Annotated in this window: 22 protein-coding genes; 1 reads left to right on the forward strand and 21 read right to left on the reverse strand. The window is 33.6% G+C overall.

All coding sequences use genetic code 11. From position 1 onward, the window contains the following. Window positions 1–306: 306 nt before the first annotated feature. From KA858_RS06675 to bshC, 18 genes are all read right to left on the reverse strand, one after another. A complete protein-coding gene (locus KA858_RS06675; protein ID WP_210135309.1) occupies window positions 307–1,833 on the reverse strand; it encodes an NAD(P)H-binding protein in 1,527 nt (508 codons plus the stop codon). Between the two features lie 206 nt (window positions 1,834–2,039). Then, window positions 2,040–4,790, reverse strand: a complete 2,751-nt coding sequence (gene ileS / locus KA858_RS06680; protein ID WP_210135310.1) for an isoleucine--tRNA ligase — start codon at window positions 4,788–4,790, stop codon at window positions 2,040–2,042. Window positions 4,791–5,018: 228 nt separating this feature from the next. After that, window positions 5,019–5,717, reverse strand: a complete 699-nt coding sequence (locus KA858_RS06685) for a DivIVA domain-containing protein (protein ID WP_053029197.1) — start codon at window positions 5,715–5,717, stop codon at window positions 5,019–5,021. A gap of 42 nt (window positions 5,718–5,759) precedes the next feature. Beyond that, window positions 5,760–6,557, reverse strand: a complete 798-nt coding sequence (locus tag KA858_RS06690; protein ID WP_210135321.1) for a YlmH family RNA-binding protein — start codon at window positions 6,555–6,557, stop codon at window positions 5,760–5,762. Window positions 6,558–6,622: 65 nt separating this feature from the next. Further along, window positions 6,623–6,913 (reverse strand): YggT family protein, encoded by a 291-nt coding sequence (locus KA858_RS06695; RefSeq protein WP_210135311.1) that lies wholly within the window; start codon window positions 6,911–6,913, stop codon window positions 6,623–6,625. A gap of 11 nt (window positions 6,914–6,924) precedes the next feature. Beyond that, complete coding sequence (locus KA858_RS06700; protein WP_053029194.1) at window positions 6,925–7,518, reverse strand: cell division protein SepF; 594 nt, start codon at window positions 7,516–7,518, stop codon at window positions 6,925–6,927. A gap of 11 nt (window positions 7,519–7,529) precedes the next feature. Next, a complete protein-coding gene (locus KA858_RS06705; protein WP_210135312.1) occupies window positions 7,530–8,198 on the reverse strand; it encodes a YggS family pyridoxal phosphate-dependent enzyme in 669 nt (222 codons plus the stop codon). 97 nt (window positions 8,199–8,295) lie between these two features. Then, window positions 8,296–9,087 carry a peptidoglycan editing factor PgeF gene (gene pgeF, locus KA858_RS06710; RefSeq protein ID WP_053029192.1) on the reverse strand — a complete coding sequence of 264 codons (792 nt, stop codon included), beginning with the start codon at window positions 9,085–9,087 and terminating at the stop codon, window positions 8,296–8,298. A gap of 229 nt (window positions 9,088–9,316) precedes the next feature. After that, window positions 9,317–10,498 carry a cell division protein FtsZ gene (ftsZ, locus tag KA858_RS06715; RefSeq protein WP_107629863.1) on the reverse strand — a complete coding sequence of 394 codons (1,182 nt, stop codon included), beginning with the start codon at window positions 10,496–10,498 and terminating at the stop codon, window positions 9,317–9,319. Between the two features lie 29 nt (window positions 10,499–10,527). After that, window positions 10,528–11,964 (reverse strand): cell division protein FtsA, encoded by a 1,437-nt coding sequence (gene ftsA, locus KA858_RS06720; RefSeq protein ID WP_210135313.1) that lies wholly within the window; start codon window positions 11,962–11,964, stop codon window positions 10,528–10,530. Between the two features lie 103 nt (window positions 11,965–12,067). Further along, window positions 12,068–13,399, reverse strand: coding sequence for a cell division protein FtsQ/DivIB (locus KA858_RS06725; protein WP_210135314.1), 1,332 nt, complete (start codon window positions 13,397–13,399; stop codon window positions 12,068–12,070). A gap of 15 nt (window positions 13,400–13,414) precedes the next feature. Further along, entirely contained in the window at window positions 13,415–14,764 is a 1,350-nt protein-coding gene (murD, locus tag KA858_RS06730) for a UDP-N-acetylmuramoyl-L-alanine--D-glutamate ligase (protein ID WP_210135315.1), read from the reverse strand. Between the two features lies 1 nt (window position 14,765). Further along, complete coding sequence (mraY, locus tag KA858_RS06735; RefSeq protein ID WP_053029187.1) at window positions 14,766–15,731, reverse strand: phospho-N-acetylmuramoyl-pentapeptide-transferase; 966 nt, start codon at window positions 15,729–15,731, stop codon at window positions 14,766–14,768. 243 nt (window positions 15,732–15,974) lie between these two features. Beyond that, complete coding sequence (locus tag KA858_RS06740; protein WP_210135316.1) at window positions 15,975–18,293, reverse strand: penicillin-binding protein; 2,319 nt, start codon at window positions 18,291–18,293, stop codon at window positions 15,975–15,977. Further along, on the reverse strand, window positions 18,274–18,675 hold the full coding sequence (ftsL, locus tag KA858_RS06745; protein ID WP_210135317.1) for a cell division protein FtsL: 402 nt from the start codon (window positions 18,673–18,675) through the stop codon (window positions 18,274–18,276). The genes KA858_RS06740 and ftsL overlap by 20 nt, the downstream gene beginning before the upstream one ends. Before the next feature lie 13 nt (window positions 18,676–18,688). Then, window positions 18,689–19,624 carry a 16S rRNA (cytosine(1402)-N(4))-methyltransferase RsmH gene (rsmH, locus tag KA858_RS06750; RefSeq protein ID WP_210135318.1) on the reverse strand — a complete coding sequence of 312 codons (936 nt, stop codon included), beginning with the start codon at window positions 19,622–19,624 and terminating at the stop codon, window positions 18,689–18,691. 14 nt (window positions 19,625–19,638) lie between these two features. After that, complete coding sequence (gene mraZ, locus KA858_RS06755) at window positions 19,639–20,070, reverse strand: division/cell wall cluster transcriptional repressor MraZ (RefSeq protein WP_053029183.1); 432 nt, start codon at window positions 20,068–20,070, stop codon at window positions 19,639–19,641. Between the two features lie 142 nt (window positions 20,071–20,212). After that, a complete protein-coding gene (gene bshC, locus KA858_RS06760) occupies window positions 20,213–21,826 on the reverse strand; it encodes a bacillithiol biosynthesis cysteine-adding enzyme BshC (RefSeq protein WP_210135319.1) in 1,614 nt (537 codons plus the stop codon). Between the two features lie 189 nt (window positions 21,827–22,015). Between bshC and KA858_RS06765 the strand changes: the two genes are divergently transcribed. After that, window positions 22,016–22,459 carry an N-acetyltransferase gene (locus KA858_RS06765; protein ID WP_107629874.1) on the forward strand — a complete coding sequence of 148 codons (444 nt, stop codon included), beginning with the start codon at window positions 22,016–22,018 and terminating at the stop codon, window positions 22,457–22,459. A gap of 210 nt (window positions 22,460–22,669) precedes the next feature. Here KA858_RS06765 and KA858_RS06770 read toward each other — a convergent pair whose 3' ends face one another. The 3 genes from KA858_RS06770 to KA858_RS06780 form a co-directional block, all read right to left on the reverse strand. Further along, entirely contained in the window at window positions 22,670–23,371 is a 702-nt protein-coding gene (locus KA858_RS06770; protein WP_210135320.1) for a YjjG family noncanonical pyrimidine nucleotidase, read from the reverse strand. A 109-nt stretch (window positions 23,372–23,480) separates the two neighbouring features. Continuing rightward, entirely contained in the window at window positions 23,481–23,615 is a 135-nt protein-coding gene (locus tag KA858_RS06775) for a beta-class phenol-soluble modulin (RefSeq protein WP_070855434.1), read from the reverse strand. 63 nt (window positions 23,616–23,678) lie between these two features. Next, entirely contained in the window at window positions 23,679–23,813 is a 135-nt protein-coding gene (locus KA858_RS06780) for a beta-class phenol-soluble modulin (protein WP_070855432.1), read from the reverse strand. Window positions 23,814–23,883 lie beyond the last annotated feature (70 nt).

A 23,883-nucleotide genomic window follows, 5' to 3' on the forward strand; every position in this document is an offset into this window, starting at 1 on the left:
TTGCGAATTCGCAGTAGCTGACTGAACTGAAAATGCGCTTAATTCAAGCTTTTTTCAGTTCTAGTCATCCTTGCGGGCGGGGGCCCCAGCAAAGAGAATTTCACTAAGAAATTCTACAAGCAAAGCAAGCTGGGAGTCGGGGCACCAACACAAAAAATCACGAAAGTGATTTTACAAGCTAAGCAAGTTGGGGTTACGACGAATTCAAAAGAATTCTGTTCCACTCCCTTTTCAACTAGATATACGCTATAACTCGGACGTTCTTTTAAAACAAATTAACGTATGCATTATGTCATTATGGATGATTTATGCTTTAATCAGATGATATATTTTTGATCCTACATAAGCACCCACAATCGCACCTGTAGTCATCGCTAAAGTACTGAATAGCTGATTATTGTGTGATGACGCTTGTTTATCTTCTTCAGCAAGTTTATTCATATGATTAACAAATAATTCCATAACTGTTTTATGAATATTGGCTTGTGTATATTTATAAACTACCCAAGGTAATGTCGGCTCATATTCTTGTAACGCAACGATTGCTTCATTCGTATCTAAAATACGTCTAAATTCAAATCGAGCATTTCCACCATTATTGGATAATGCTAAATTACCACCTACGATTTTGTAAACAATCATATCCTCAGAAGAATCTTCCATATCACGTTCCATTTTTAAGATAAATTGATTTGTAAACGGTAGTGTAATATCGAATTTATTTTCATTTATAGTGCCATTGATTAAATGTAACGTAATATTGATTAAATGTAACGTAATATTGTTAATAAACGTTGCATATGTTTTAGCCACATCTTCCATTGAATAATTAGCCGGAATACTAAAACGTGATATTGCTCTTACATCTTTGATGCTTTCTTTTTTACTTTTACTTGATGATTTTTTGTTTTTATTTTGTTTTTGATTCATTTTATTTTCTTCATTTAGCGCTTGTTCTACACTTTCCTCATATGACATCTTACCAATAGATATATCAGGATGTGTGCGTTCTGGTTGTGGAATCATATCATGAACTAAACTATTCATAAGTGGGTAAACCATCTCTTTAGGCACCTGTGAAATAAATTGTACCCAATATCGACTAACCCAAATAGGGATAATTGGTAAGTCAACGATTGGTAAACGTTTATTTAACACTACTGCCGTGCGTTGTATTAATTCCTTATAATTCATAATTTCTGGACCTGTAATATCAAAAGCCTCATTATGTTGTGGTGTACGTTCGACTAATAGTGCGAGTTTATCAATAACATCGTTGATTGAAACGGGCGCAATCATATTATATGCCCAACTAGGTAAGACCATTCCGGGTAAACGTTCAACCAAACGTTTTAAAATCGGGTAAGAACTTCCCTTTGCCCCAATAATTAAACCTGCTCGCAATGTGCTAACCGGTATGCCATAAGACCCAAGAATTTTCTCACATTCTAAACGACTACGTAAATGCGCCGACAGCTTGTCTTCATTGGGAATTAAACCACTCATAAAAACAATATGTTTTACGCCTTGTTTTTTAGCAGCTCTCGCAAAATTATCCGCTAATAAGGCATCCATATCTTCAAAATTTGCTTGCGTCAATTTTGCATTAGGCATCATAGAATGAACAAGGTAAATTGCAGTATCTACCCCTTCCATAACCTCTGTGATTTCATCTAAATCAAATAAATCAGCAGCTTTCCAAGTGACATTCTGTTCATTTTCTTTATTTTTAGTATTTCGTGAAATTGCGATAATTTCGTAATTCTCTTTTAATTGCGCTTTCAAGTGTCCACCAATATAGCCAGATGCACCTGTTAATAAAATTTTACCCATCGTTCCACCTCTGTTTATTAAAAATTCGTTTTGTCATTTATCTATGAATATATCTTTCTAAATAACCTTAAATCATAAAGTGAAACATTGTATATTATTCTTCTTTTTATGTATAAATTATATTGTGAATATTAAAAAGGAGCAGGACAACGAAATAAATTTTAGAAAAAATATTTCTGTCCAGCTCCTATTTTGCTCACATACTATTAAACTAACGTTTTAACTACTTGTTGGCATCGTGGGCATAAGTGTTCTAATTCACCTACTGCACCTAATGCTTCAGTGTAGTTCCAACATCTTTCACATTTTTCGCCTTCAGCGTGGTCAATTCTGATATCACCATGTTGGTAAGTCTCTGCATTGTCCACAGCATCTGTAACTTCAACTTGTGAAACTATGAATAATTGTTGTAAATCTTCAAATTGTTGTAAGAACTCTGCAGCTTTAAAGTTGTCGTTATTACCAATAACAACTTTTGCTTCGAGTGATTTACCGATTACTTTATTGTTACGTGCTACTTCTAATGCTCGGTTAACATCATCACGTAATGCCATTAATTGATTCCATTTATCAAGTAATGTTTGATCAACTTCAACTACTTTAGGCATATCAGCTAAATGAACACTTTCTTCTTTCACATGTGGTGTGTGTGTCCAAACTTCTTCAGCTGTGTGAACTAAAATAGGTGCTAATAATTTCGTCATATCAACTAAGATTTGGTATAACACTGTTTGCATACTGCGACGTTTATGCGCATTTTTCTCTTCGATATAAAGGATATCTTTACCATAATCTAAATAGAAGTTACTTAATTCAACATTAATAAAGTTTTGAACTTCTTGATAAATATTTAAATAATCAAAGTTATCATAATGGTTAATTGTGCTTGCAGTGAATTCACGTAAACGGTTTAATAAGTAACGGTCTACTTCTAATAATTCAGATTCAGGAATTGCATCTGTTTCCGGATTGAAATCGTTAATATTGCCTAACATGAATCTTAATGTATTTCTAATTTTACGATAAACATCAGATGTTTGTTTTAAGATTTCATCAGAAATACGAACGTCAGCTAAGTAATCCGTACTACTAACCCATAATCGTGCGATATCAGCACCTTTTTGTTTTACAACTTGGTCTGGAACAATAACATTACCAAGTGATTTACTCATTTTCTTACCTTCACCGTCCATTACAAAACCGTGAGATAATAAGAATTTATATGGTGCTTGTCCTCTAGTTGCCACAGCAGTAGTAATTGAAGAGTTAAACCAACCACGATATTGGTCACTACCTTCAAAGTATAAATCTGCAGGGAAACTTAATTCTGGACGATTTTCTAATACACCACGGTGTGATGAACCTGAGTCAAACCAAACATCCATGATATCCATTTCTTTTGTAAACGTACCATTTGGACTACCAGGATGTGTAAATCCTTCAGGTAATAAGTCTTTCGCTTCTTTTTCAAACCAAATATTTGAGCCATGTTCTTCAAATAAATCTGCTACATGGTTAACCGTTTCTTTAGTCATGATAATATCGCCGTTTTCAGCATAAAATACTGGTAATGGTACACCCCATACACGTTGACGAGAAATAACCCATTCTCCGCGATCACGAATCATATTATAGATACGTGTTTTACCCCAATCTACTTTGAAGTCTGTGTCTTCAATTGCATCTAAGATATCTTGTCTTACCTTATTGATTGAAGCAAACCATTGTGGTGTTGCACGGAAAATAACTGGTTTCTTAGTACGCCAATCATGAGGGTAACTATGTGTAATAAAGTTAAGTTTTAATAAAGCATCTTTTTCAGTTAATAAATCAGTAACTGCTTTGTTAGCTTTATCGTAAAACATACCTTCAAATTGTCCGCCTTCTTCAGTGAACACACCTTTATCATTTAAAGGACTAATTACTGGTAAATCATATTTTTGTCCAACGATATAGTCATCTTCCCCGTGACCAGGAGCGGTATGAACACAACCTGTACCTGCATCAGTTGTAACATGGTTACCGTTAATTACAAGTGATACACGATCTAAGAATGGGTGTTGGGCTTCAACGTACTCTAATTCTTTACCTGTAAATTCTTTTTCTAATTGAATTGCTTCTTTATCCCATTCTAATGCTTCTGCTACTTTTTCAGATAAAGCTTGTGCAATGATATATTTCTTACCATTCACGTTATATTGACCATATTTAAGTTCAGGGTGAACAGTAATCGCAACGTTTGATGGAATAGTCCATGGTGTAGTTGTCCAAATAATAAATTGTGCATCTTCATCTACAATACCTTTTGAATCTTTTACATCAAACGCAACATAAATTGATGCTGAACGTTTATCATGGTATTCAATTTCCGCTTCAGCTAAAGATGATTCACTTGAAGGTGACCAATAAACAGGTTTTTTACCTTTATAAATTAAACCTTTATCAGCCATTTCACCGAATAAACGAATTTGTGCCGCTTCATATTCTGGTTTCAAAGTGATGTATGGATCATTGAAGTCACCACGCACACCAAGACGTTTAAAGTCTTTCTTTTGTAATTCAATTTGTTCTAATGCAAATTCTTTACATTTTTCTCTAAATTCGGCAATTGACATTTTTTTACGATCAACGCCTTTTTTAGTTAAAGCTTGTTCAATTGGTAAACCGTGCGTATCCCAACCTGGAACGTATGGTGCATAAAATCCTTGCATCGTTTTATAGCGGACGATGATATCTTTAATGATTTTATTTAATGCATGTCCCATGTGTAAATTACCATTCGCATACGGTGGACCATCATGTAGGATATAAGATTGGTTACCTTTATTTTTTTCTAGTGCTTTTTGGTATTGGTTGTTAGCTTCCCACTGTTCTTGGATTTGAGGTTCTTTATTTGGCAATCCACCACGCATTGGGAAGTCAGTCTTTGGCATTAATAAAGTATCTTTATAGTTCATAATTGTTTTCACTCCTTAAATGTAAAAAAGAACTCTAAGTTCAATTAAAAAGGGACGGAATGACCGCGGTACCACCCTTGTTAACTCAACTTAGAGTTCTCTCATATATATCGTATTACTTTGTCTAAGTCAGTGATATAAGAGATAGACTTTTATTAGGCTTTCACCGACCCTAATTCGCTGTAAAAAGTTGATTATCTCCTACGTGTCTGTCTTATTTGATAACATTTATTTATTTGTATTTGATGTTGATTCACTTTGACTCACACTTGCCTCTGAAGCAACAGGTTCACTTGTACTAGTAGCGTCGCTTGTACTTAGTGAATCGGTTGATTGGCTATCACTTTCGCTCGTAACCGTACTTTCAGATTGCTGAGCCTGAGCGTTAAGTTGTTCCTCAGGTGTAATATCTTGACTATTTAAATGTTGAAAATTTTCTTGCGTAACTTGTTCTGCATCGATATCGTAGTTTAGTAAATAATCCCAATCGTCATTTTTTAGTAAGTCTAATTGAGCTTCCACTAACATACGGAAACGAGATCTAAAAATTTTAGATTGACGTTTCATATCTTCCGTTTGGAATGATAAATGACGCGCTTTCTCAATAGCATCATTTACGATTAAGTCTGCTTGTGCCTGTGCTTTACTAATCACAGCTTCCGCTTCTTTATTTGCTGCTTGTTTTGTTTCTTCACCAGCTTGTTGTGCTTGAACAAGTGCATCGCTAACTGATTGATGTACTTGTTGATAAGATTTAATATTAGTATCTCTCTCTTCAATTACTTTTTCAAGTTGTTTTTTTTCATCTTTTAATCGTTCAATTTCATGACTTAATTGATTTAAATAATCACTTACTTCAGCTGGTTCAAGACCATTTTTCACTTTTGTAAATTCTTTATTTTTTATTTCACTAGGTGTAAAAGGCATCCTACATCCTCCTTAAATCAATTTTAAATTGACTTCTATTTATTACTTAAACAATGTTCGATAATTAATGTGTATTTTGTCTTTTTTAGTTCTACCACCTATATCAGTAATTTGGGCTCTTCCAAATCCTTGAATAGATAATAAATCATTGTTTTGTATTTGAAAATCTGGTGAATCAATAATAGTATGATTTACTTTGACCCGTTTCTTTTCAATTAATTGTTTCGCAATTGATCTAGATTTGTGAATCATTTCTTTTACGACGACATCTAATCTCAATGCGCTTACAGTACTTCCTTGAATTTTCCAATTCTCTACTGATTGTATCATATCTTTAAATGGAATAGAATTAAGTTTAACTGTAGCACCTTTTATCTTTGTTAATTCCAACATAATATATGATTCTAGTTGCTTTGTCAAAACAAATTGAATACGTTCTCCTACAATGATATCTCCGACTTGTTCTCTTTCAATTCCTAATGACATGAGTGTGCCTAACACATGCTGGTGTTGAAGATGAACAAACTTTTCAGGATAATTAATCTGAATTAATACTTCTTCAAAATCGTCTTCCTCCGGATCAAAATAACTCGGTGCTATCATTCCTCTTCTTCTTTCAGCGTGATTTCCACCAAAAAATGTCACATGCATATCTTCATAACTGCCTGTGATAACTTCAAGAATATATTGCCCTCTCGGATCAAGAAAGTTTGTCAAAATAGGTGCATACTGCTGTTCGACCTGATCACACTTATCTATTAATTGATCGATTAGCACTTGCTCTTCATCTCTAAAATGTTGATAAATATCGATTACTGTTACACCTCTCTTATATCTAATTCAAATGATAAAAGAGGTTGAAACAAACATTTGTATTGTCTCAGCCTCTTTAACTTCATTAATTATTACACTAAATAAATAAGTATCATATTAAAAATACTTCTTAACCCAGCTTGGAATAATACAAGTACAAACAAAGCTACAAGTGAAGAAATGTCAATCATTCCAATTGGTGGGATAATCTTTCTAAATGGTTCTAAAAATGGTTCATATAATTTACCTAGTATTTGGCCTAATTTAGATTCTCTAACACTTGGTACCCAAGATGTAAAGAAATATATAATCATTCCAAAATAATATATTTGTACTAGAAATATTATAAAATCAAAAATAGTAGTTAATAAACCTACATCCATATAATGTCTCCTTATTCGTAGTGCTGCGTTTCCATTTGTTCAATGTGGTCTGTGATACTTCCCGCAACTTCCACGTTATCAGGTGTACAAAGGAATATGTCAGTACCTACACGTTGAATATCCCCACCAATCGCATAAACTGTACCACTTAAGAAATCAATAATACGTTTAGCTGAAATTTTGTCAATGCGCTGTAAATTAACTAATGTAGCGCGACGGTTTTTTAATTCATCTGCGATATCTTGCGTATCAGAAAATACACGTGGCTCGAATAAGCACATTTTTGAACTTTCATTGCCACTATAGCTTTGAGACGATTGATTCATCGTCACAACATTTTTACTGTTTGACTTTGATGGTGGTTGATTCATGCGCACATTCCTTTCTTCTGAGTTATAATTTCTTGATGTTTTCTTTTGCGGTACACTCTTTAATTTACTTTGATTGCTATATGAACGTTCAGATTGTTGAGGTTGATTCTGCTGAACATGATTTGTTTCTGTTTCTTCATTCTGAACTACACGACGTTGTCGCTCTTCAGGGCTTTCTACTTCCTCTTCATCATCCATCAGAAAAAAATTATTAAATAAATCTTTAATAGCCACGGGGCTCACTCCTATTCTCCAACAAGTTTAGTCCCTATTCTTATAAATGAAGCACCTTCTTCTACAGCAATTGCATAGTCATTACTCATTCCCATAGATAAATAATCACATGGTGCATAATCTAATTTAAGGTTTTTAATTTCATCTCGTTTTAATCGTAATTGTTTAAATAACTGACGAATATAAGCTGTATCATCTGTATAGGGTGCCATAGTCATTAATCCGACAATTTTAATGTTGTCATATTGTTTCATTTGTTCTATGAAGTGATTAACTTCATTCAAAGCAATACCATGTTTAGATTCTTCACCTGAGACATTAACTTGTATGAAGCAGGCAATCTCATGATCAGCTCGTTTATTAATTTCCTTAGCTAGACTAAGTCGATCTAATGCATGCAGGTAATCAATGTCGTTAATTACTTCTTTTACTTTTCTAGATTGTAAAGAACCTATAAAATGCATCGTAACATCGTCAGGTAACGCAGATTTCTTCTCTAAAAAGCCTTCTAATCTGTTTTCACCAAAATGTCTTAGCCCAGCATCATAAGCTTCTTTAGCACGGTCTATTGTAACATATTTTGTCACTGCAATCACGTTTGGCAAGGAACTTGCTTCACTATTTTCAAAGTGTGCTTGAATTTCACTTTCAATATTTTTTAAATTATCTTTTACGTCCATATTCTACCCAACCTCTTCAACATTTGTTAAGTACAATGATTATTAATATTGACTTTCACATATCTATTATATTACGACAATCAATACTTTAAATAGCTTATTTTTGTCCTATAAATGCCAACATTCTTCCTGTTTGGCCCTTTTCAATGCGATATGAAAAGAAAAGAGACAAATCTTCTGATGTAGCATAATCGGTAATATATATATTGTCCATTGGCACACCATAATGATGAAGTAATAATGCATTAGCTCGCTTTAAGTCAATGCCATGTCGATTTTCTCCACGTGTCTCAATATATGACTCTACATTAATTGGTAACGTTTCAAACTTCGATTTAATATCATCATTAATTTCATACGTCGTTGATGTCGATGGTCCTATCACTATATTTAAATCTTTTAGATCAAAATCAATTTGTTTTAACATTTCATTAACGATTTGGCCATAAGTACCTCGCCATCCTGCATGTGCTAAACCTATATAGTGGTGTTTCTCACTGTAAAAGTAAACGGGTACACAGTCTGCATAACACATAGTTAATAACGTATCAGATTCATATGTATACATCCCGTCAATACCATATAGTTCATCTGTTAAACTATCAATGTTAGTCCCACGATGACTTTGTGTAATCTCAATCACACGATTTTCATGTGTTTGAATCGGGAATACCCAATGCGCGCTTTCAAATCCAATTGCATCCGCCAATATTTCTTGATGTTTCGTAATATTTTCAGGTTCATCATCCACATATCTGGCCATATTAAATGACGCTTCAGGATATAGGCTATAGCCACCCTCTCTTGTAGTGAATCCCAAATTTACACGCATCAAGTCTTTAGATTCATAATTTAAGTAATGGGGATACTTCACAAACTTCTCTGACACGAAATCAAACCACCTTAATTTAATGTATTATATTTATCGATTTAAAAAGCCTTACTCTAAAATTGAATATAATTATATTATATAACAATCTTCACTTTACTTGAAAGTAAATAAAAAGGGAGCGAACATGAATCCACAAGTGAATTCGTCGTTCTACTCCCTTCTAGGAATGATTAAGACGATAAAAACACTTAATCATACAACGAAATATAGTCTAAACTTATTTGAATTAACGTCTAGTTCTTCTAGAACGTCTTTCTTCTCTATTTCTGATAAAGCTAGGAATGTCGTCATCTTTAGTTGTATGACTTCTTTCAGATACGCTTTCAGAAGAACGCGTGCTTGATGAACTTTGAGAGAATGATTCTTCTCTAGGTGTACTTGCTTGAGATGAAGTACCTGAAGTTGCACTTGTTCCGAAACCTGTGCTTGAAGCTTTACGTCCTTGTGAAGTTGGTTTATCTTCAAAGCCTGTTGCAATTACAGTAACTACGATTTCATCTTGTAATTCAGGATTGATAACTGTACCAAAGATCATGTTCACATCTTCATCTGCTGCATCTTGTACGATGTCAGCTGCTTCTTGCGCTTCGAATAATGAAAGTGATTCTCCACCAGTGATGTTCATTAACACACCTTGAGCACCAACGATTGAAGTTTCAAGTAATGGTGATGAAATAGCTTTTTTAGCTGCTTCAACTGCTCTGTTTTCACCAGAAGATACACCAATACCCATTAATGCTGAACCTTGGTTAGACATGATTGTCTTAACGTCAGCAAAGTCTAAGTTTACTTCACCTGATACAGCAATTAAGTCAGAGATACCTTGAACACCTTGGCGTAATACGTTATCTGCTTCTTTAAATGCTTCCATCATAGGTGTTGATTTGTCAACGATGTCTAATAAACGGTCGTTAGGGATAACGATTAATGTATCTACAGCTGCTTTCATAGCTTCAACACCAGCAGCTGCTTGTGTTGAACGTTTACGTCCTTCAAATCCGAATGGACGCGTTACAACACCTACAGTTAATGCTCCCATTTCTTTAGCAATCTTAGCTACTACTGGTGCAGCACCTGTACCAGTACCGCCACCCATACCAGCAGTTACGAATACCATATCTGCACCTTGGATAGCATCTTCAATTTGTTCACGAGATTCTTCAGCTGCTTTTTTACCAATTTCTGGGTTAGCACCTGCACCAAGTCCACGTGTTAATTTCTCACCAATTTGGATTTTAGATTCTGCTTTAGATAAGTTTAAAGCTTGTCCATCTGTGTTAATTGCAATAAATTCTACATTATTCATACCATGGTCGATCATACGGTTAACAGCGTTGTTACCGCCACCACCTACACCGATGACTTTTAATGTCGCTAAATGATTAAATCCTTGTTCAAATTCTAACATTTATATTTCCTCCTAGTCTTAATGGCCCATCATTCAAATAGAGATTTCATAAGTTTTTTAAATTTACCCTCTTCTTTTTGAGGTTTTTCTTGATCATCATCATAATGTTCTGTCGTATCGTGATGAGTTTCATGGCTCTCATACTTATCATCGTCGTCTACTTTTTCTGTTCTTTCATGTGGTTCGTTGTAGTCTTCTTCATAAGTATCTTCATTTTTATTTGACTTACGTTTAAACCAGTCAAATCCACCAGATTTAGAAGTATGTTCTTTTTCGTTATCTTCAATAACTTCTTCTTCAAATTCATCATTATCTTGATAACTCATTGTAACATAATCTAGCAACTCATCAAAAGTGATGCTACTAGATATAGTAGAAATCGCTGATGTAAATTCTGGTTTTCTGATACCCATTTGTGATGGTGTATGAATTCTGATTTTTTCATTTACCATCGTATTGAGTAATTCTTTAACGCCTAATAAGTTTGAAGAACCACCTGTTACAATGAAACCACCGTTTACTCGTGTTAAACCTAAGTCGACTAATACATCAAATACCTCATCAAAGATATCTTGCATTGTTCTCTCAATTACTGCACTTAAGTCTTTTTGAGTATATTCTACTAATTCATCACTATCTACTTGGTCAACGCTGAATACATCTTGTTCTGATGCTGAATTAGCAAAAGCATGACCATACTGATGTTTAATCTTTTCAGCCGTTTCATATGTAGTATTTAATTCTTCAGCAATATCATCAGTAATATCGCGACCTGCTAATTCAATTGAATCAGCATCTACTAATTCGCCACGTTCATAAAAGGCTATCTGTGTTAAATCTTCACCAATGTCAATAACACACGCGCCTAATTCTTTTTCAGTGGCAGTAAGAATTGAACCATAGTTATATGCATCTGAATAAACATCTAAAACGTCTACGCCACATGATTCTACACATTTAATCATGTTGATTAAAATAGATTTGTGAATTGCAATAACCCCAGCTTCAACTCTTAATGAGTGTCTAGCAATTAATTCTTTAGGGTCTGATACTTCGTTATCCCCATCTACTATAAAACGAATCGGGAAAACATCAATGACATCAGTATTCGCTACATCATTTTTTTGACGAATACCTTCTAGCACTTCTTCAATATGTGTGCCGTTTATTTCAGTATCTTCATAAAAATCAATTTCATTTGCTTCATCATATACTTCTGTACCTATGATAGGTAATTTTAAGAAAACTTCTTTAATGTCTACACCTGATGCGATAGAAGCTTTTTTAATTGTATCTTTAACTGCTTGTTTAGCAATGTCGAAATCATCAATTAATCCATTCTTAATACCGCTAGTGTAGGTTTGTCCTGTACCTATCACATTGATACCATTGTGAAATTTCTCGCCTACTATTGTTTTTACACTTGATGAACCAATATCTATGCTTACATAGTAATGTTCCTCCATAGATAGGCACCTCCTGACAAATTACTATTAAAATACACTATGTTTAGTTTACAATACGTCGAAAGGCTTGTGAACTATAAACACATATTAATATCGAAATTTTTTAATTATTTGAATCTGATTGTTCGTTAATTTTATTTAATGCACTTTGTAACTCATCTTTTGCATCTGTTTCTTGTTGTGATTTTTGACGAACATTTTGATCAGATTTAGAATCTCCGCTGCTATTTTCATTATACGGGATAAATGATGCACCTACAGATAAATCTATATATCCTTGTGTTTTTAGATTTCCTGAATCATCCTTCGCTAAAGATTGAGACATTTGAGGGTAATATTTAATTTTATTAGCAATTGTTTTGATATTACCTACTACTTGCATATCATCTTGCATATATAAAAGAATTCGATTAGGACTATTTTGTTTGGGTGCGTAACTCACTTCTGAAATCATATCTCTAACTTCTGGAGACATCTTAGACAACGCTTTAATCATGTTATCTTTTTCTTTACCTTTAAATCCATTTATAATTGGACCGCTGCCGGCAATTTTACCATCAAAATTTTTCAATTCTTCGTTGCCTTCAATGATTGGCACATATTTATTTTTCTCTTTGACAACACCCACAACTTGATTTTCAGTTATTTGTACTTTCAATGTATTAGGTAATTGTTTTTTTATTTTAACGTCTTTGATTAAATCGTTTTTCTTCAGATTTTGAATCCCTTTACGTTTACTATACGTATACATTCTTGAATTGTCTTTAACATCTAAAGCTTTTTTAACTTGACTATCGGTTACGTTGTTATTTCCACTAATTTTAATATTTGAAATTCTACTTAGTGGTGTAAACATATAAAGTAAAAATAAGATAATTAACAGTATTAAAACGGTTAGGATAATATACTGAACTCTTTTTTGACGTTTCCTTCGCTGAATTCTTAGTTGTTCTTTTCTTTCTTGAGGTGATAAATGATCGAATCGAGCATCCTTTTCACGCTTTCGTCTCTTACGATTATCGTTAAATTCTTTCAACCTATCTTTGACCGTAAATTTGTGCGTAGGTTCTTCTGACTGAGTAGAAAGCGTACGCCTTTTTTCTAGTTTTTCACTATCATGACTATAATCATTCTTTGCTTTTTTTCCTATGCTTTTATGCGATGGATCACTAGATGTATTTTGTTCTAATGATTCAGAGTCCTTGATTTGGCTTTCCGTTTTCTGTTTGTCTGTTGAATTGTTCTCATTTTCTTGTTCTTGATTTGATTCATCGGTTTGCTTTTTTATTTTATACAATTGGTCATCATCAGTGGATAAGTCATTATTATTTACATGATTTGAAAGGTGGTCTTCATTATTTAGTTCTCGATTTCTCTTTTCGATAAGACTTTGAATCGAGCTCACCTTATTATTTTTACGTCGTTTATCTTTCACTTGATTTCACAACCTTTAATAAGATGGTAAGTGGGCACGGAAGCTCTCTATAAATCTTTCTCCACGTTCTTCAAATGTATTATATTGATCCCAACTTGCACAAGCTGGAGATAATAAGACAACATCATTCGGTTCAACTACATCTTGTACTTTTTTGACTGCATCTTCAATATCTGTAGCTTTGACGACGATTTTGCCTTGACTATTGCCAAGTTTAGCAAATTTTTCTTGCGTTTGACCAAAAACAACCATAACACGAACATTTTTCATATAAGGGATTAATTCATCAAATTCATTCCCACGATCTAAACCACCACATAACCATACTATAGGTTGTTTAAAGGAATCTAATGCAAACTGTGTTGCTAATGTATTCGTAGCTTTAGAATCATTATAATATTTATTCGTGCGATTGGCGCCAATATATTGCAATCTATGATCTATGCCGGAGAATGTCGTTAAACTATCAACGATGGCCTTTATTGGGACACCAGCTAGAATAGAGGCCAATACTGCAGCGAGAATATTCTCTAAATTGTGCTCACCTGGTAGAACTAAATCATCTATATTTATGATTCTTATGCCCTTATAGATAATAAAGCCATCTTTAATGTAAATACCGTCAACTTCCTGATGTGTAGAGAAATACAGTGTCTTAGCTTTTAAACTCTCTGACTCAATTAATTGTCTTTGATGATAATTACATATTAAATAATCATCTTCAGTTTGATTTTTATAGATTTGTTTCTTAGCATTTTGATAATTTTCAAGCGTTTCGTGATAATCAAGATGCGCTGAATATATGTTTGTAATAATTGCAATATGCGGACGATATTGTTCTACACCTAATAATTGAAAAGATGACAATTCAGTTATAAGAAATTCATCTGGTGACGTTTCTTGTGCTACTTTAGATGCCACATAACCTATATTTCCAGATAAACGACCAGTCAATCTACTTTTCTTGAACATATCCCCTATTAAAGAAGTGGTAGTTGTTTTACCATTGGTACCAGTAACTGCAATAATAGGTGCTTCAGATATTAAATAGCTTAATTCGACCTCAGTTAAAATCTTCAAATGACGTTGATAAGCCTCTTTAATAATAGAAACAGTGTATGGGATACCAGGGTTCTTGACAATAATAGGATTATTATCAAGTAACGATAAAGGATGCCCACCATCAACAATTTTAACACCTAAGGCTTCTAAATCCTTGGCATGTGGATCTTGAGATAAATCTTTGCCATCATTGACTGTTACATTTGCACCTAGTTTAATTAGTAACTTAGCCGCTTCATATCCGCTTTTTGCTAATCCTACCACAAGGACATCTTTATTTTCTAATCCTTTATAATCGAGCATGCTAATGCACTCCTATCCATAATCCAATTAATCCTGAAATTAAACCAACTGTCCAAAATACTGTTACAACTTTCCATTCTCCCCAACCACTTAATTCAAAGTGATGATGGATTGGGCTCATTTTAAAGATACGTTTTTTTGTAAGTTTGTAAGAAGCAACTTGTAACATAACTGAAGCTGTTTCGATTACAAATACTAATCCAACTAGTAATAATGATAATTCTTGATTTAACATAATTGAGATTGTAGCAAAAATACCACCCAAGGCTAAACTACCTGTATCACCCATAAATACTTTTGCAGGATTAAGGTTATATGGAAGAAATCCTAATAAAGCAAAAATCATTATGATACAAAATGCACCAATTGCTGGTGAATCTAAAACAAAGCTCATAATGGCATACATTGTAAAGCCAATGATTGATAGTCCTGTTGCTAAGCCATCTAAACCATCTGTTAAATTCACAGCATTTGAGAATCCAACTTGCCAAAATACGATAAAAATAACGTAAGCAAATGATAATGGAATGCTAATATTTGTAAAAGGTATATTTAGATCAGTTGAAAACGCTATAAGATGAAATACGTCACTAAGTACAAAGAATACTATTGCAATAGCGATTTGTGCTAAAAATTTCTGTTTGCTTGTTAAACCTTGATTGTTTTTCTTAACTACGATGATGTAATCATCGATAAAGCCAATCAAACCAAACCCAATTGTTACAAATAATAATAATATAATTGGATTTGAATTATCTACAAAGAAAATTGCAATAATTGACGTAATGATAATACTAATTAAAAAAGTCAAACCACCCATTGTAGGTGTTCCTGTCTTCTTCATATGACTTTGCGGACCTTCTTCACGAATACTTTGTCCAAATTTCATTCGCTTAAGTGTTGGGATTAATATTGGTACTAAAATAAAAGTAATTAGTAGTGCGATAAACGCGAGTATAAAAAGCATAATGGTCTCCTTTATATATTTAATTTTTAAACGTTGTACTCTGAGTTAACTTCGTTATAATATCTTATTTATTTTATCAATATTTGTAAGTAAATTCATTTAAATATGAGTACAGTATTGAATGAAACACTTTGATGATACGTAATTTATAAAAATATCAGTGTTCATTCAATACCTATACCTCATCATCTACCTTTTCAAGACAATGTCTGATTACGCATTAGCATCGTGTGTCGTACTGGACTACTCGTCTTGACTAGATGATCGAGATGAATCTTCTTTGTTGTCTTCCCCACTAGTGTCAGAAGATGAATTTGATTTGTCTTTATCTGACGAATCATCACTTGATTGTTCTTTATTAGAAGCATCATTTGATGTTGAATCATTAGCACTAGCATTCGTCGACGTGTCATCAGGGTCTTCAGTAGATAATTCAATTTCAGCTTTACTATTATCTTTTAATGTTGTTCCACTCGTAACCGATTGTTTTGTGACGTAACCACTACCTTTTGTTGTAACGTCAATGCCCGTTAATTCTTGGAAGGCAAGCACATCATCTTTTGTCCAACCCTTCATATTTGGCATTGTGATATCACCATCGGTTAATAAAAGCACTTTACTGTTAGGCAATAGTTTTTTGTTTGGTTTAATCGATTGCGATTTAACATTATCTCCATTACCAATAACTACTGCTTGCAAATCTTCAGATTGCAGACTTTCTTTCGCTTTATCTGTAGACTGTCCTGATACATTCGGAACTTTTGAATATTGTGCTGATTTTGTTTCATCTGTTTTAGAACCTACATTTAAATATTTAAGTGTATTTTCCATGATTGGTTTGAATGCTTTACTTACACCCATTTCATAGGCTTCTTGGTCGTTTTTCTGAGCTAAGCTCATTCCAGCATAAACGATAACCTTAGGATTTTTCTTAGGTGCGTCGCCTATGAAACTTACAAAGTAAGGGTTCTCACCTTTAACATAACCGCCGCCTTTTTCATCTGCTACTTGGGCGGTACCAGTTTTACCTTCAATATCATAGCCGTCTACTCTATAGTTCATCGCATGACTTTTCTTACTATTAACTACTTTATCTAGTTCAGTTTCTACTTTACTTGCAGTTGAAGCAGTGATGGGTTTGCCCGCAAATTCTTTTTTGCCTTGATAGAATGTTTTCTTAGAAACTGGATTGTTAATACTTTCAACAAACCAAGGTTTCAACATATTGCCATCATTAAAGAAAGCAGATTGTGCCTGAATCATTTGTACTGGCGTTACAGTTGTAGATTGTCCAAATGCTGATGTTTTTTGTTGTAATTCATTTGACCAGGCAATATGACCTTCAGCTTCACCATCAAATAGACCGCCTGTTTTTTTACCAAAGCCAAATCGTTCATACCAAGATTTCATTTTGTCAGCACCTACAAGGTCTTGTAAATGCATCATCAATGTATTTGAAGAGTAAGTGAATCCAAGAGACATTGGTATTTCTCCCCAACCAGTTCTATTCCAGTCAGAAATTCGAGACCCCATAATATCACGGTGTCCAGACTCATATTTCTTATCAGGATCAAACTTACCTTCTTGTATAGCTGCTGCTAAACCGAATGATTTAAATGTTGAACCAGGTTCATACGTATTTTGATATAAGTCGTTCGCCCATTTTTTACCAAAGTTTTCGCCAGTTTCTGGGTTGAACGTAGGTCGTTGACTAAAAGCTAAGATTTCACCCGTTTGCGCATCCATCACAACAGCAAATAAATCTTTTGGTTGATATCGCTTAACCATATCATCCAGGGCTTCCTCTACGAACACTTGAATATTAGAGTCAATCGTTAAATGAACATCATCGCCACGTTTAGGCGATTTTTCATTTTTAGTATTTGGAGCTATATATCCCCAAATATCTTGAATATACGACAACGCACCTTTAGTACCACTTAAATAACTGTCAAAGATTTTTTCTACACCAAGTGCACCTTTTAATTCGCCTGTATCTGGATTTTTCTGAGCCATCCCAATTAAATGAGACGTGAAATTACCATTTGGATAAAATCGTTCAGTTTCTGGATATAATGTGATGCCAGGTAAATCCATTTTTTCGAGTTTTTGTTTATCTTGATACGTTAAATTGGTTCCTTTTTGCCCAAATTCTACTTGGAATGCTTTTTTCTGATTAAGCCTTTTTTCAATTTCTTCAGGTTTCATATCTATAATTTTAGATAATGCTTTAGCAGTTTTTTTCTTATCTTCAACATAGCGTGGTTTATCACCACTTTTACCTGCACTTTTATCGACAACAGCCACAACTTTGTATCTTTCTACATCTTCTGCGAGAATTTTACCGTTTCTATCGTAGATTTTACCTCGTTCCGCCTGTTCATTGGTTTGGACAAGATACTTTTCATTTGCTCGCATAACTAAATCTTGTCCATCTGAATGACCTGTAATCATTATATACGCATATCTTAAAACCAATATAAAAAAGAGCAGTCCGAATATACCAACAAGGAGGACTGCTCCTAATTTATTTTTTCTAATTTTAATTTTTCGCTTCGCCATTTGTACGCACTACCTTTACATTGTCGTTATTTAGGCTCATACCTTGTGCTTTAGCCTTGTCGTAAATGCGTTGGTAAGAAGAACTTTTCTTTATTTCAGATTGAATCGCGCTATTTTCACTTGATTGTTGTTCAATTTTAGAATCTAAATCTGCAATTTTTCCATTAGTATCATACGCATCCATTTTTAAAGATAGCATATAGATAGCAATAACTGCAATTGCAGTAACAAGTGTTATGTATAAGTATTTCTCAAACCTTGTGAGTTGAACTACAACCTTTTTTGTGACAGTTCGTGTTTGTGGTTTTGGTTGAGGTTGTTGATTCGGTATACTATTGTGCTGAACGTCTTCATATGGTTCATATATTTCTTCTACAGCCATCGTCAATTACTCCTTATTTTAAAATTTCTGCAACACGTAATTTTGCACTGCGCGCTCTGTTATTTTCATCCAAATCTGTGTCAGTTGCCGTTATTGGTTTACGATTTACTCTTTTAAGTTTAGGTGTGTAAGCTTCAGGAATAATTGGTAACCCTCGTGGCACTTCAGGACCCTTTTCATACTCTTGGAACATTTGCTTACATAATCTGTCTTCTAAAGAGTGGAAAGTGATTACTGAAATTCTGCCTCCAACTTTCACAAGCTCAATCGCTTGTTCAATTGAATCCTCGAATGCAGATAACTCATCATTGACTGCTATACGTATAGCTTGAAATACACGTTTTGCAGGATGACCACCTTTTCTTCGAGCTTTAGCAGGAATGCCTTCTTTAATAATGTCAACTAGCTCTAATGTAGTTTCGATAGGCTGATGTTCACGATGTGCTTCGATTCGTCTCGCTATTTGTTTAGAAAATTTTTCTTCTCCATAACGATAAAAAATCTTAACAAGCGCTTCATATGGCCATTGATTGACTACTTCATATGCGCTAAGTTGCTGCGTTTGGTCCATTCTCATATCCAGTTTGGCATCATGATGGTAACTAAATCCTCGCTCTGGAACATCTAATTGTGGACTCGAAACACCTAAGTCATAATAAATTCCGTCTACCTTTTCAATGTTCAAATTTTTTAAAATGTTAGTCAATTCTCTAAAATTACTATGTACGAACGTGACTTTGTGTAGATGATCTTTCAATACTTCTTTAGCATTATTTAATGCTGTTGTGTCTTGATCAATCGCAATTAATCTACCGTCATCGTTTAATTGATTTAATAAATAGAGAGCATGACCCGCGCCACCAAGCGTACAGTCTACATAAATACCATCTTCCTTGATGTCTAGATAATCTATTGTTTCGTTGAGCATGACGCTAATATGATGAAACACGACTTATTCCTCCATTAAAAATCAAAATCTATTAAATCTTCAGCAATATCTTCGAAACTTTCTTCAGATTCATCATAAAAATCTTTCCAAATTTCTCTATCCCAAATTTCAATTCGATTTGAGACGCCTATTACTGTACATTCTTTTGTTAAATTAGCGTATTTCCTTAAATTTTGTGGAATATTAATACGCCCTTGCTTATCCAATTCCACTTCAATCGCACCTGAGAAGAACATACGCATAAACTTACGTGCGTCTTTTTTTGTCATAGGTAAGGTTTTCATTTTGTCTTCTATTTGTTGCCATTCTTCAAGTGTGTAACCGAATAAACATTTATCAAGGCCTCTTGTGATAATAAAACGTTCGTTTAAGTCATATCTAAACTTAGATGGAATTATCATACGTCCTTTAGCATCAAGTTGATGTTCGTATTCTCCCATGAACATTATTATCACCTCACCTTATTTATAATTTACCACATATCCCCACTATCCTCCACTAATTCTGTAAAATATCTTAAAATTCTTTTTTCTATACAAAAAAACCCTATTTTATCATTCCGATAAAATAGGGCTAACGCTTGATTTATTAAGGTTTTACAATAATTTGATCAAATGTGTATTCAAGTGGTGGATAAGTGGAGGGACTGAACACATCAATCCCAAAATCATTCATAATTTGGAGTGGATTCCAAATTCTTTCTTGCAGTCCGTGGTGAGGATGTAATACGAAATCCAATTCTCTAAATTGTCGCATGCTAATATCATTTTCTCGTTCAATATTTAATAAATAGCGCTTAAGTAAATAATCAAATTGTTTATTATGAATGTCTCTATTTTTAGTAACTAAATTTAAATTGTCTTGGTTCCCTTGAACTTCATTTAATAATTGCTCATATACATTGTCATGTTTGGATTGCAATTCTTCTACTTGTTGAATGAAGGTGTTGGATGCTTTTTCTCGTACAAATTTATTTTTGTCATCTTCAATACCAGTTTGAATTACTTTTTCAACATTCAAATTGTATTGTTTCAATAGTTTTTCTGTTCTTTCCATCATATAAGTGATTTTCATACGTGGTAAAACAATAGGCATTTCAACATCTAGTAATTGGAACACACCATTTAATTCTGCCCAATACTTAATCTCACTTGGGCCACCTATGAATGCTACAGTATTGAATAACCATTCTTCCATGACTGGTCTTGTGACAACGTTGTTTGAGAATCGCTCTGGCTCAGCTTCTATCAATTCCATGAGTTCTTTTTCTGAGAAAGTGCTCTCAGACTTACTTAATTTAAAATGGTCACCATCTCTTGTTATTAATTGTCGCATCCCATCTTCATGAAGGAATAAATGAACATTCGTGTCAGTCTGAATCATTTGTGTTAACCCAGCCTCAATAGTTTGCTCTTGTGTTTGTCTAAATGCCTGATCAATTTTAGCGTGATGATTTACAATTTCTTTTAATAACGGTTTCTCCAGTTGTCTAAGGTTATTATTTTGTGCATCAATGAGTAACAAACCGTAATCTTTAAAGACTTCATGTAATAAAGCTTTAAAGATATCTGTCCATGTATCAAACGTATTAATAATATCCACACATAAGTTATATAAAGGTTTAGAATGCTTAGTTTCTTTTAATTCTTTGAAGAAAAGATTTAATGCATTAAATAGCGCTTCTTTATCAGGTGTATATCTCGAAACATTAGTTTCTGGTGGTGTCATTGTATGATATTTAACTTTCTTTAATTGTGCCTCATTGGCATTATATGCATACGTATGATTGACTTCATCAAAGTCATGATCTTCCCCGGCAATCCAAAATACTGGTACAACCGTTCCACCGTATGCTTTAGTTAGTTGATTACTTAACGTAACAATTGAAAGTATTTTATGGAACGTATATAAAGGTCCACCAAATAGACCGGCTTGTTGACCACCGATGACTACTTTTGCACCTTGTCCAAGCGCCTCTATGTGCTCTAGTTGAGAAGTCGTTAATTTTAAATCTGCCATATCGTCTTTAATGATTTGTGCTAATTGTTGTTCTCTACCATTATTTGGACGTTCCATTCTAGCAGAGAAGCTAGATGATGCAACAGGATCATACTGATAAAACGCTAATAATCGCTTGTCACTTTCTTTTAATTTTGAAATAAATAAATCTTTTTCTTTAAACTGAGTTACTCGACAGTCCATATCCATACTCCTTCAACATAGCTATTACTCATATAGTATAAAGATTATAGCACTATATGACAATTTTACGGCTTAAAAAATTATAAATAGTATTGTAAAAGATGCCTTTGCTAGGGAAAATATAATTGAATGAAATTTACATATTATTTAAGTTATAATAAAACAAAAGAAATAAGGGGGATAACGAAAATGAGTGAAGTTAAACATCTTGAAATAAATTATAAAACAGACGAGTTATTTGAAGCTTTTAGAGCGTTTGGAAATAAAGATTTATACATGGTAGAAGAACTACAAGGTCAAATGATAGACGCTAGTTCCGATTCACCATTCTATGGCATTTTCCATGGTGAAAACCTTGTTGCGCGTATGGCGTTGTTAAAAAAAGGTGATGTTGAGGAAATTTATTTCCCAGAATTTGACGACTATTTACTCTTATGGAAATTGGAAGTATTAGAGAAGTACCAAAACAAAGGATACGGCCAATCACTCATCGATTACGCCAAATCTTATAATATGCCTATCAAAGCGATTGCACGTCAAAATTCTAAAAACTTTTTAATCCATCAAGATTTTGAAGATGTTCATGCCAAAAACCCTGAAGGCCACGATGTACTTGTTTGGTCTCCTAAATAATCGTTTTATAACGTGAACAAAAAAGCGATTCAAATCATTTCTATATAAAACCAAGATTCAATTACTAGAAAAAAGCCAGTAAATGCGTTTTGACTTAATTCATTTACTGGCTTCAATTTTTGAAGAACTGAGAATTAATAGCTCACTAGCTCAACTTGACATATGTGTGACGTCTCTGTTCGGAACCTTCTACGTTAAGCCCTCACTCAGCTATGTTTCATTATCCATTTCAATTAATTTAACTAATTCGTCTAATGATTTAATTTCATAATCCGGCTCTATGTTAGAGGTGTTCTTCTTGTTTCTTATATTAAACCAGCATGTAGCAATATTAGCATTTTTGCCTCCTAATATATCTGAAGTTAACGAATCTCCTACGATAATGGCACTTTCTCGTTTCGCTTCACCTATTTCATCGAACACATAATCAAAAAATTCTATCATAGGCTTTTGATAGCCAGTCTCTTCTGAAATAAACACACCCGCAAATGTATCTTTAAACTGTAATTGCGCAATACGTCTTTTTTGCGTATCAGTAACGCCATTCGTTACGATATACAGTTCATTATTTTGAGCTAAGCGATCTATCGTTTCTAAAGTCGAATCAAAGTGCTTAATAGGTGCCTTTGCTAATTCATCTCTAAACATAATATCTGCTTGTCTGCCATCAACTTCTATACCATAATGATTAAAATATTCAATAAAACGGTGGGATAGAACTTCTTCTTTAGTAAGTTTATTTTCTTGAAATGCCTCCCAATGTGCTTGATTAATTTGTTTAAAAAATTGAAAGTCTTCAGCTGTTGGATAATGTTGATAATGCTTTGCCATATTATGAAATGCTTTATCTTCAGCATCATAAAAATCAACTAAAGTATCATCGAAGTCTAATAGAATTGTATTATATTTCATCGTTTCATCCTTACTCATTATTTACTACTATGTATTTTAACAGAAATTGATCTATAAATTAAAAAAAGACCAGAGCGCTTGCCCTGGTCCATATGACTTAAAATGTATATTAGAAACCGAAGATTTTACCTAAAGCACTAATACCGTTTTCTACGATACCTACGATGTCAGTACCCATTTTACCCCAGTCTTTATCTTGACCTGCTTGAATTGCTGCTGCGATAGATTCTGCTAATTTTTGCATATTTATCTCTCCATTTCTGTTTGTATATTTATGATATTAACTAAGTTTTAAAAAAGCGTTGAATTAGAAACCAAAGATTTTACTTAATTCTGTTACACCGTTAGAAATTACATCTAAAATGCTTGTACCTAATTTAGTCCAGTCTTGGTTTTGACCTGCTTCGATTGCACTTTTAATTGCGTTTGCGATTTTTTCCATGATTATAATCTCCTTTGTACTGTTTATTTATATTTATATGAAATGTTTAAGTCGAAATATTAGAATCCGA

Origin of the sequence: Staphylococcus sp. GDX8P80P (assembly GCF_017893095.1) — a bacterium.
GTDB classification, from domain to species: domain Bacteria; phylum Bacillota; class Bacilli; order Staphylococcales; family Staphylococcaceae; genus Staphylococcus; species Staphylococcus borealis.

Bases quoted from the DNA above. Each gene is read 5' to 3' on its own strand.
- KA858_RS06775 (WP_070855434.1), bottom strand. From the start codon at position 23,615: ATGCAAAAATTAGCAGAATCTATCGCAGCAGCAATTCAAGCAGGTCAA.
- KA858_RS06740 (WP_210135316.1), bottom strand. From the start codon at position 18,293: ATGGCGAAGCGAAAAATTAAAATTAGAAAAAATAAATTAGGAGCAGTC.
- KA858_RS06780 (WP_070855432.1), bottom strand. From the start codon at position 23,813: ATGGAAAAAATCGCAAACGCAATTAAAAGTGCAATCGAAGCAGGTCAA.
- KA858_RS06765 (WP_107629874.1), top strand. From the start codon at position 22,016: ATGAGTGAAGTTAAACATCTTGAAATAAATTATAAAACAGACGAGTTA.
- ftsL (WP_210135317.1), bottom strand. From the start codon at position 18,675: ATGGCTGTAGAAGAAATATATGAACCATATGAAGACGTTCAGCACAAT.
- ileS (WP_210135310.1), bottom strand. From the start codon at position 4,790: ATGAACTATAAAGATACTTTATTAATGCCAAAGACTGACTTCCCAATG.
- ftsZ (WP_107629863.1), bottom strand. From the start codon at position 10,498: ATGTTAGAATTTGAACAAGGATTTAATCATTTAGCGACATTAAAAGTC.
- mraZ (WP_053029183.1), bottom strand. From the start codon at position 20,070: ATGTTCATGGGAGAATACGAACATCAACTTGATGCTAAAGGACGTATG.
- KA858_RS06705 (WP_210135312.1), bottom strand. From the start codon at position 8,198: ATGGACGTAAAAGATAATTTAAAAAATATTGAAAGTGAAATTCAAGCA.
- KA858_RS06770 (WP_210135320.1), bottom strand. From the start codon at position 23,371: ATGAAATATAATACAATTCTATTAGACTTCGATGATACTTTAGTTGAT.
- KA858_RS06695 (WP_210135311.1), bottom strand. From the start codon at position 6,913: ATGGATGTAGGTTTATTAACTACTATTTTTGATTTTATAATATTTCTA.
- bshC (WP_210135319.1), bottom strand. From the start codon at position 21,826: ATGGACTGTCGAGTAACTCAGTTTAAAGAAAAAGATTTATTTATTTCA.
- mraY (WP_053029187.1), bottom strand. From the start codon at position 15,731: ATGCTTTTTATACTCGCGTTTATCGCACTACTAATTACTTTTATTTTA.
- KA858_RS06685 (WP_053029197.1), bottom strand. From the start codon at position 5,717: ATGCCTTTTACACCTAGTGAAATAAAAAATAAAGAATTTACAAAAGTG.
- KA858_RS06675 (WP_210135309.1), bottom strand. From the start codon at position 1,833: ATGGGTAAAATTTTATTAACAGGTGCATCTGGCTATATTGGTGGACAC.
- ftsA (WP_210135313.1), bottom strand. From the start codon at position 11,964: ATGGAGGAACATTACTATGTAAGCATAGATATTGGTTCATCAAGTGTA.
- murD (WP_210135315.1), bottom strand. From the start codon at position 14,764: ATGCTCGATTATAAAGGATTAGAAAATAAAGATGTCCTTGTGGTAGGA.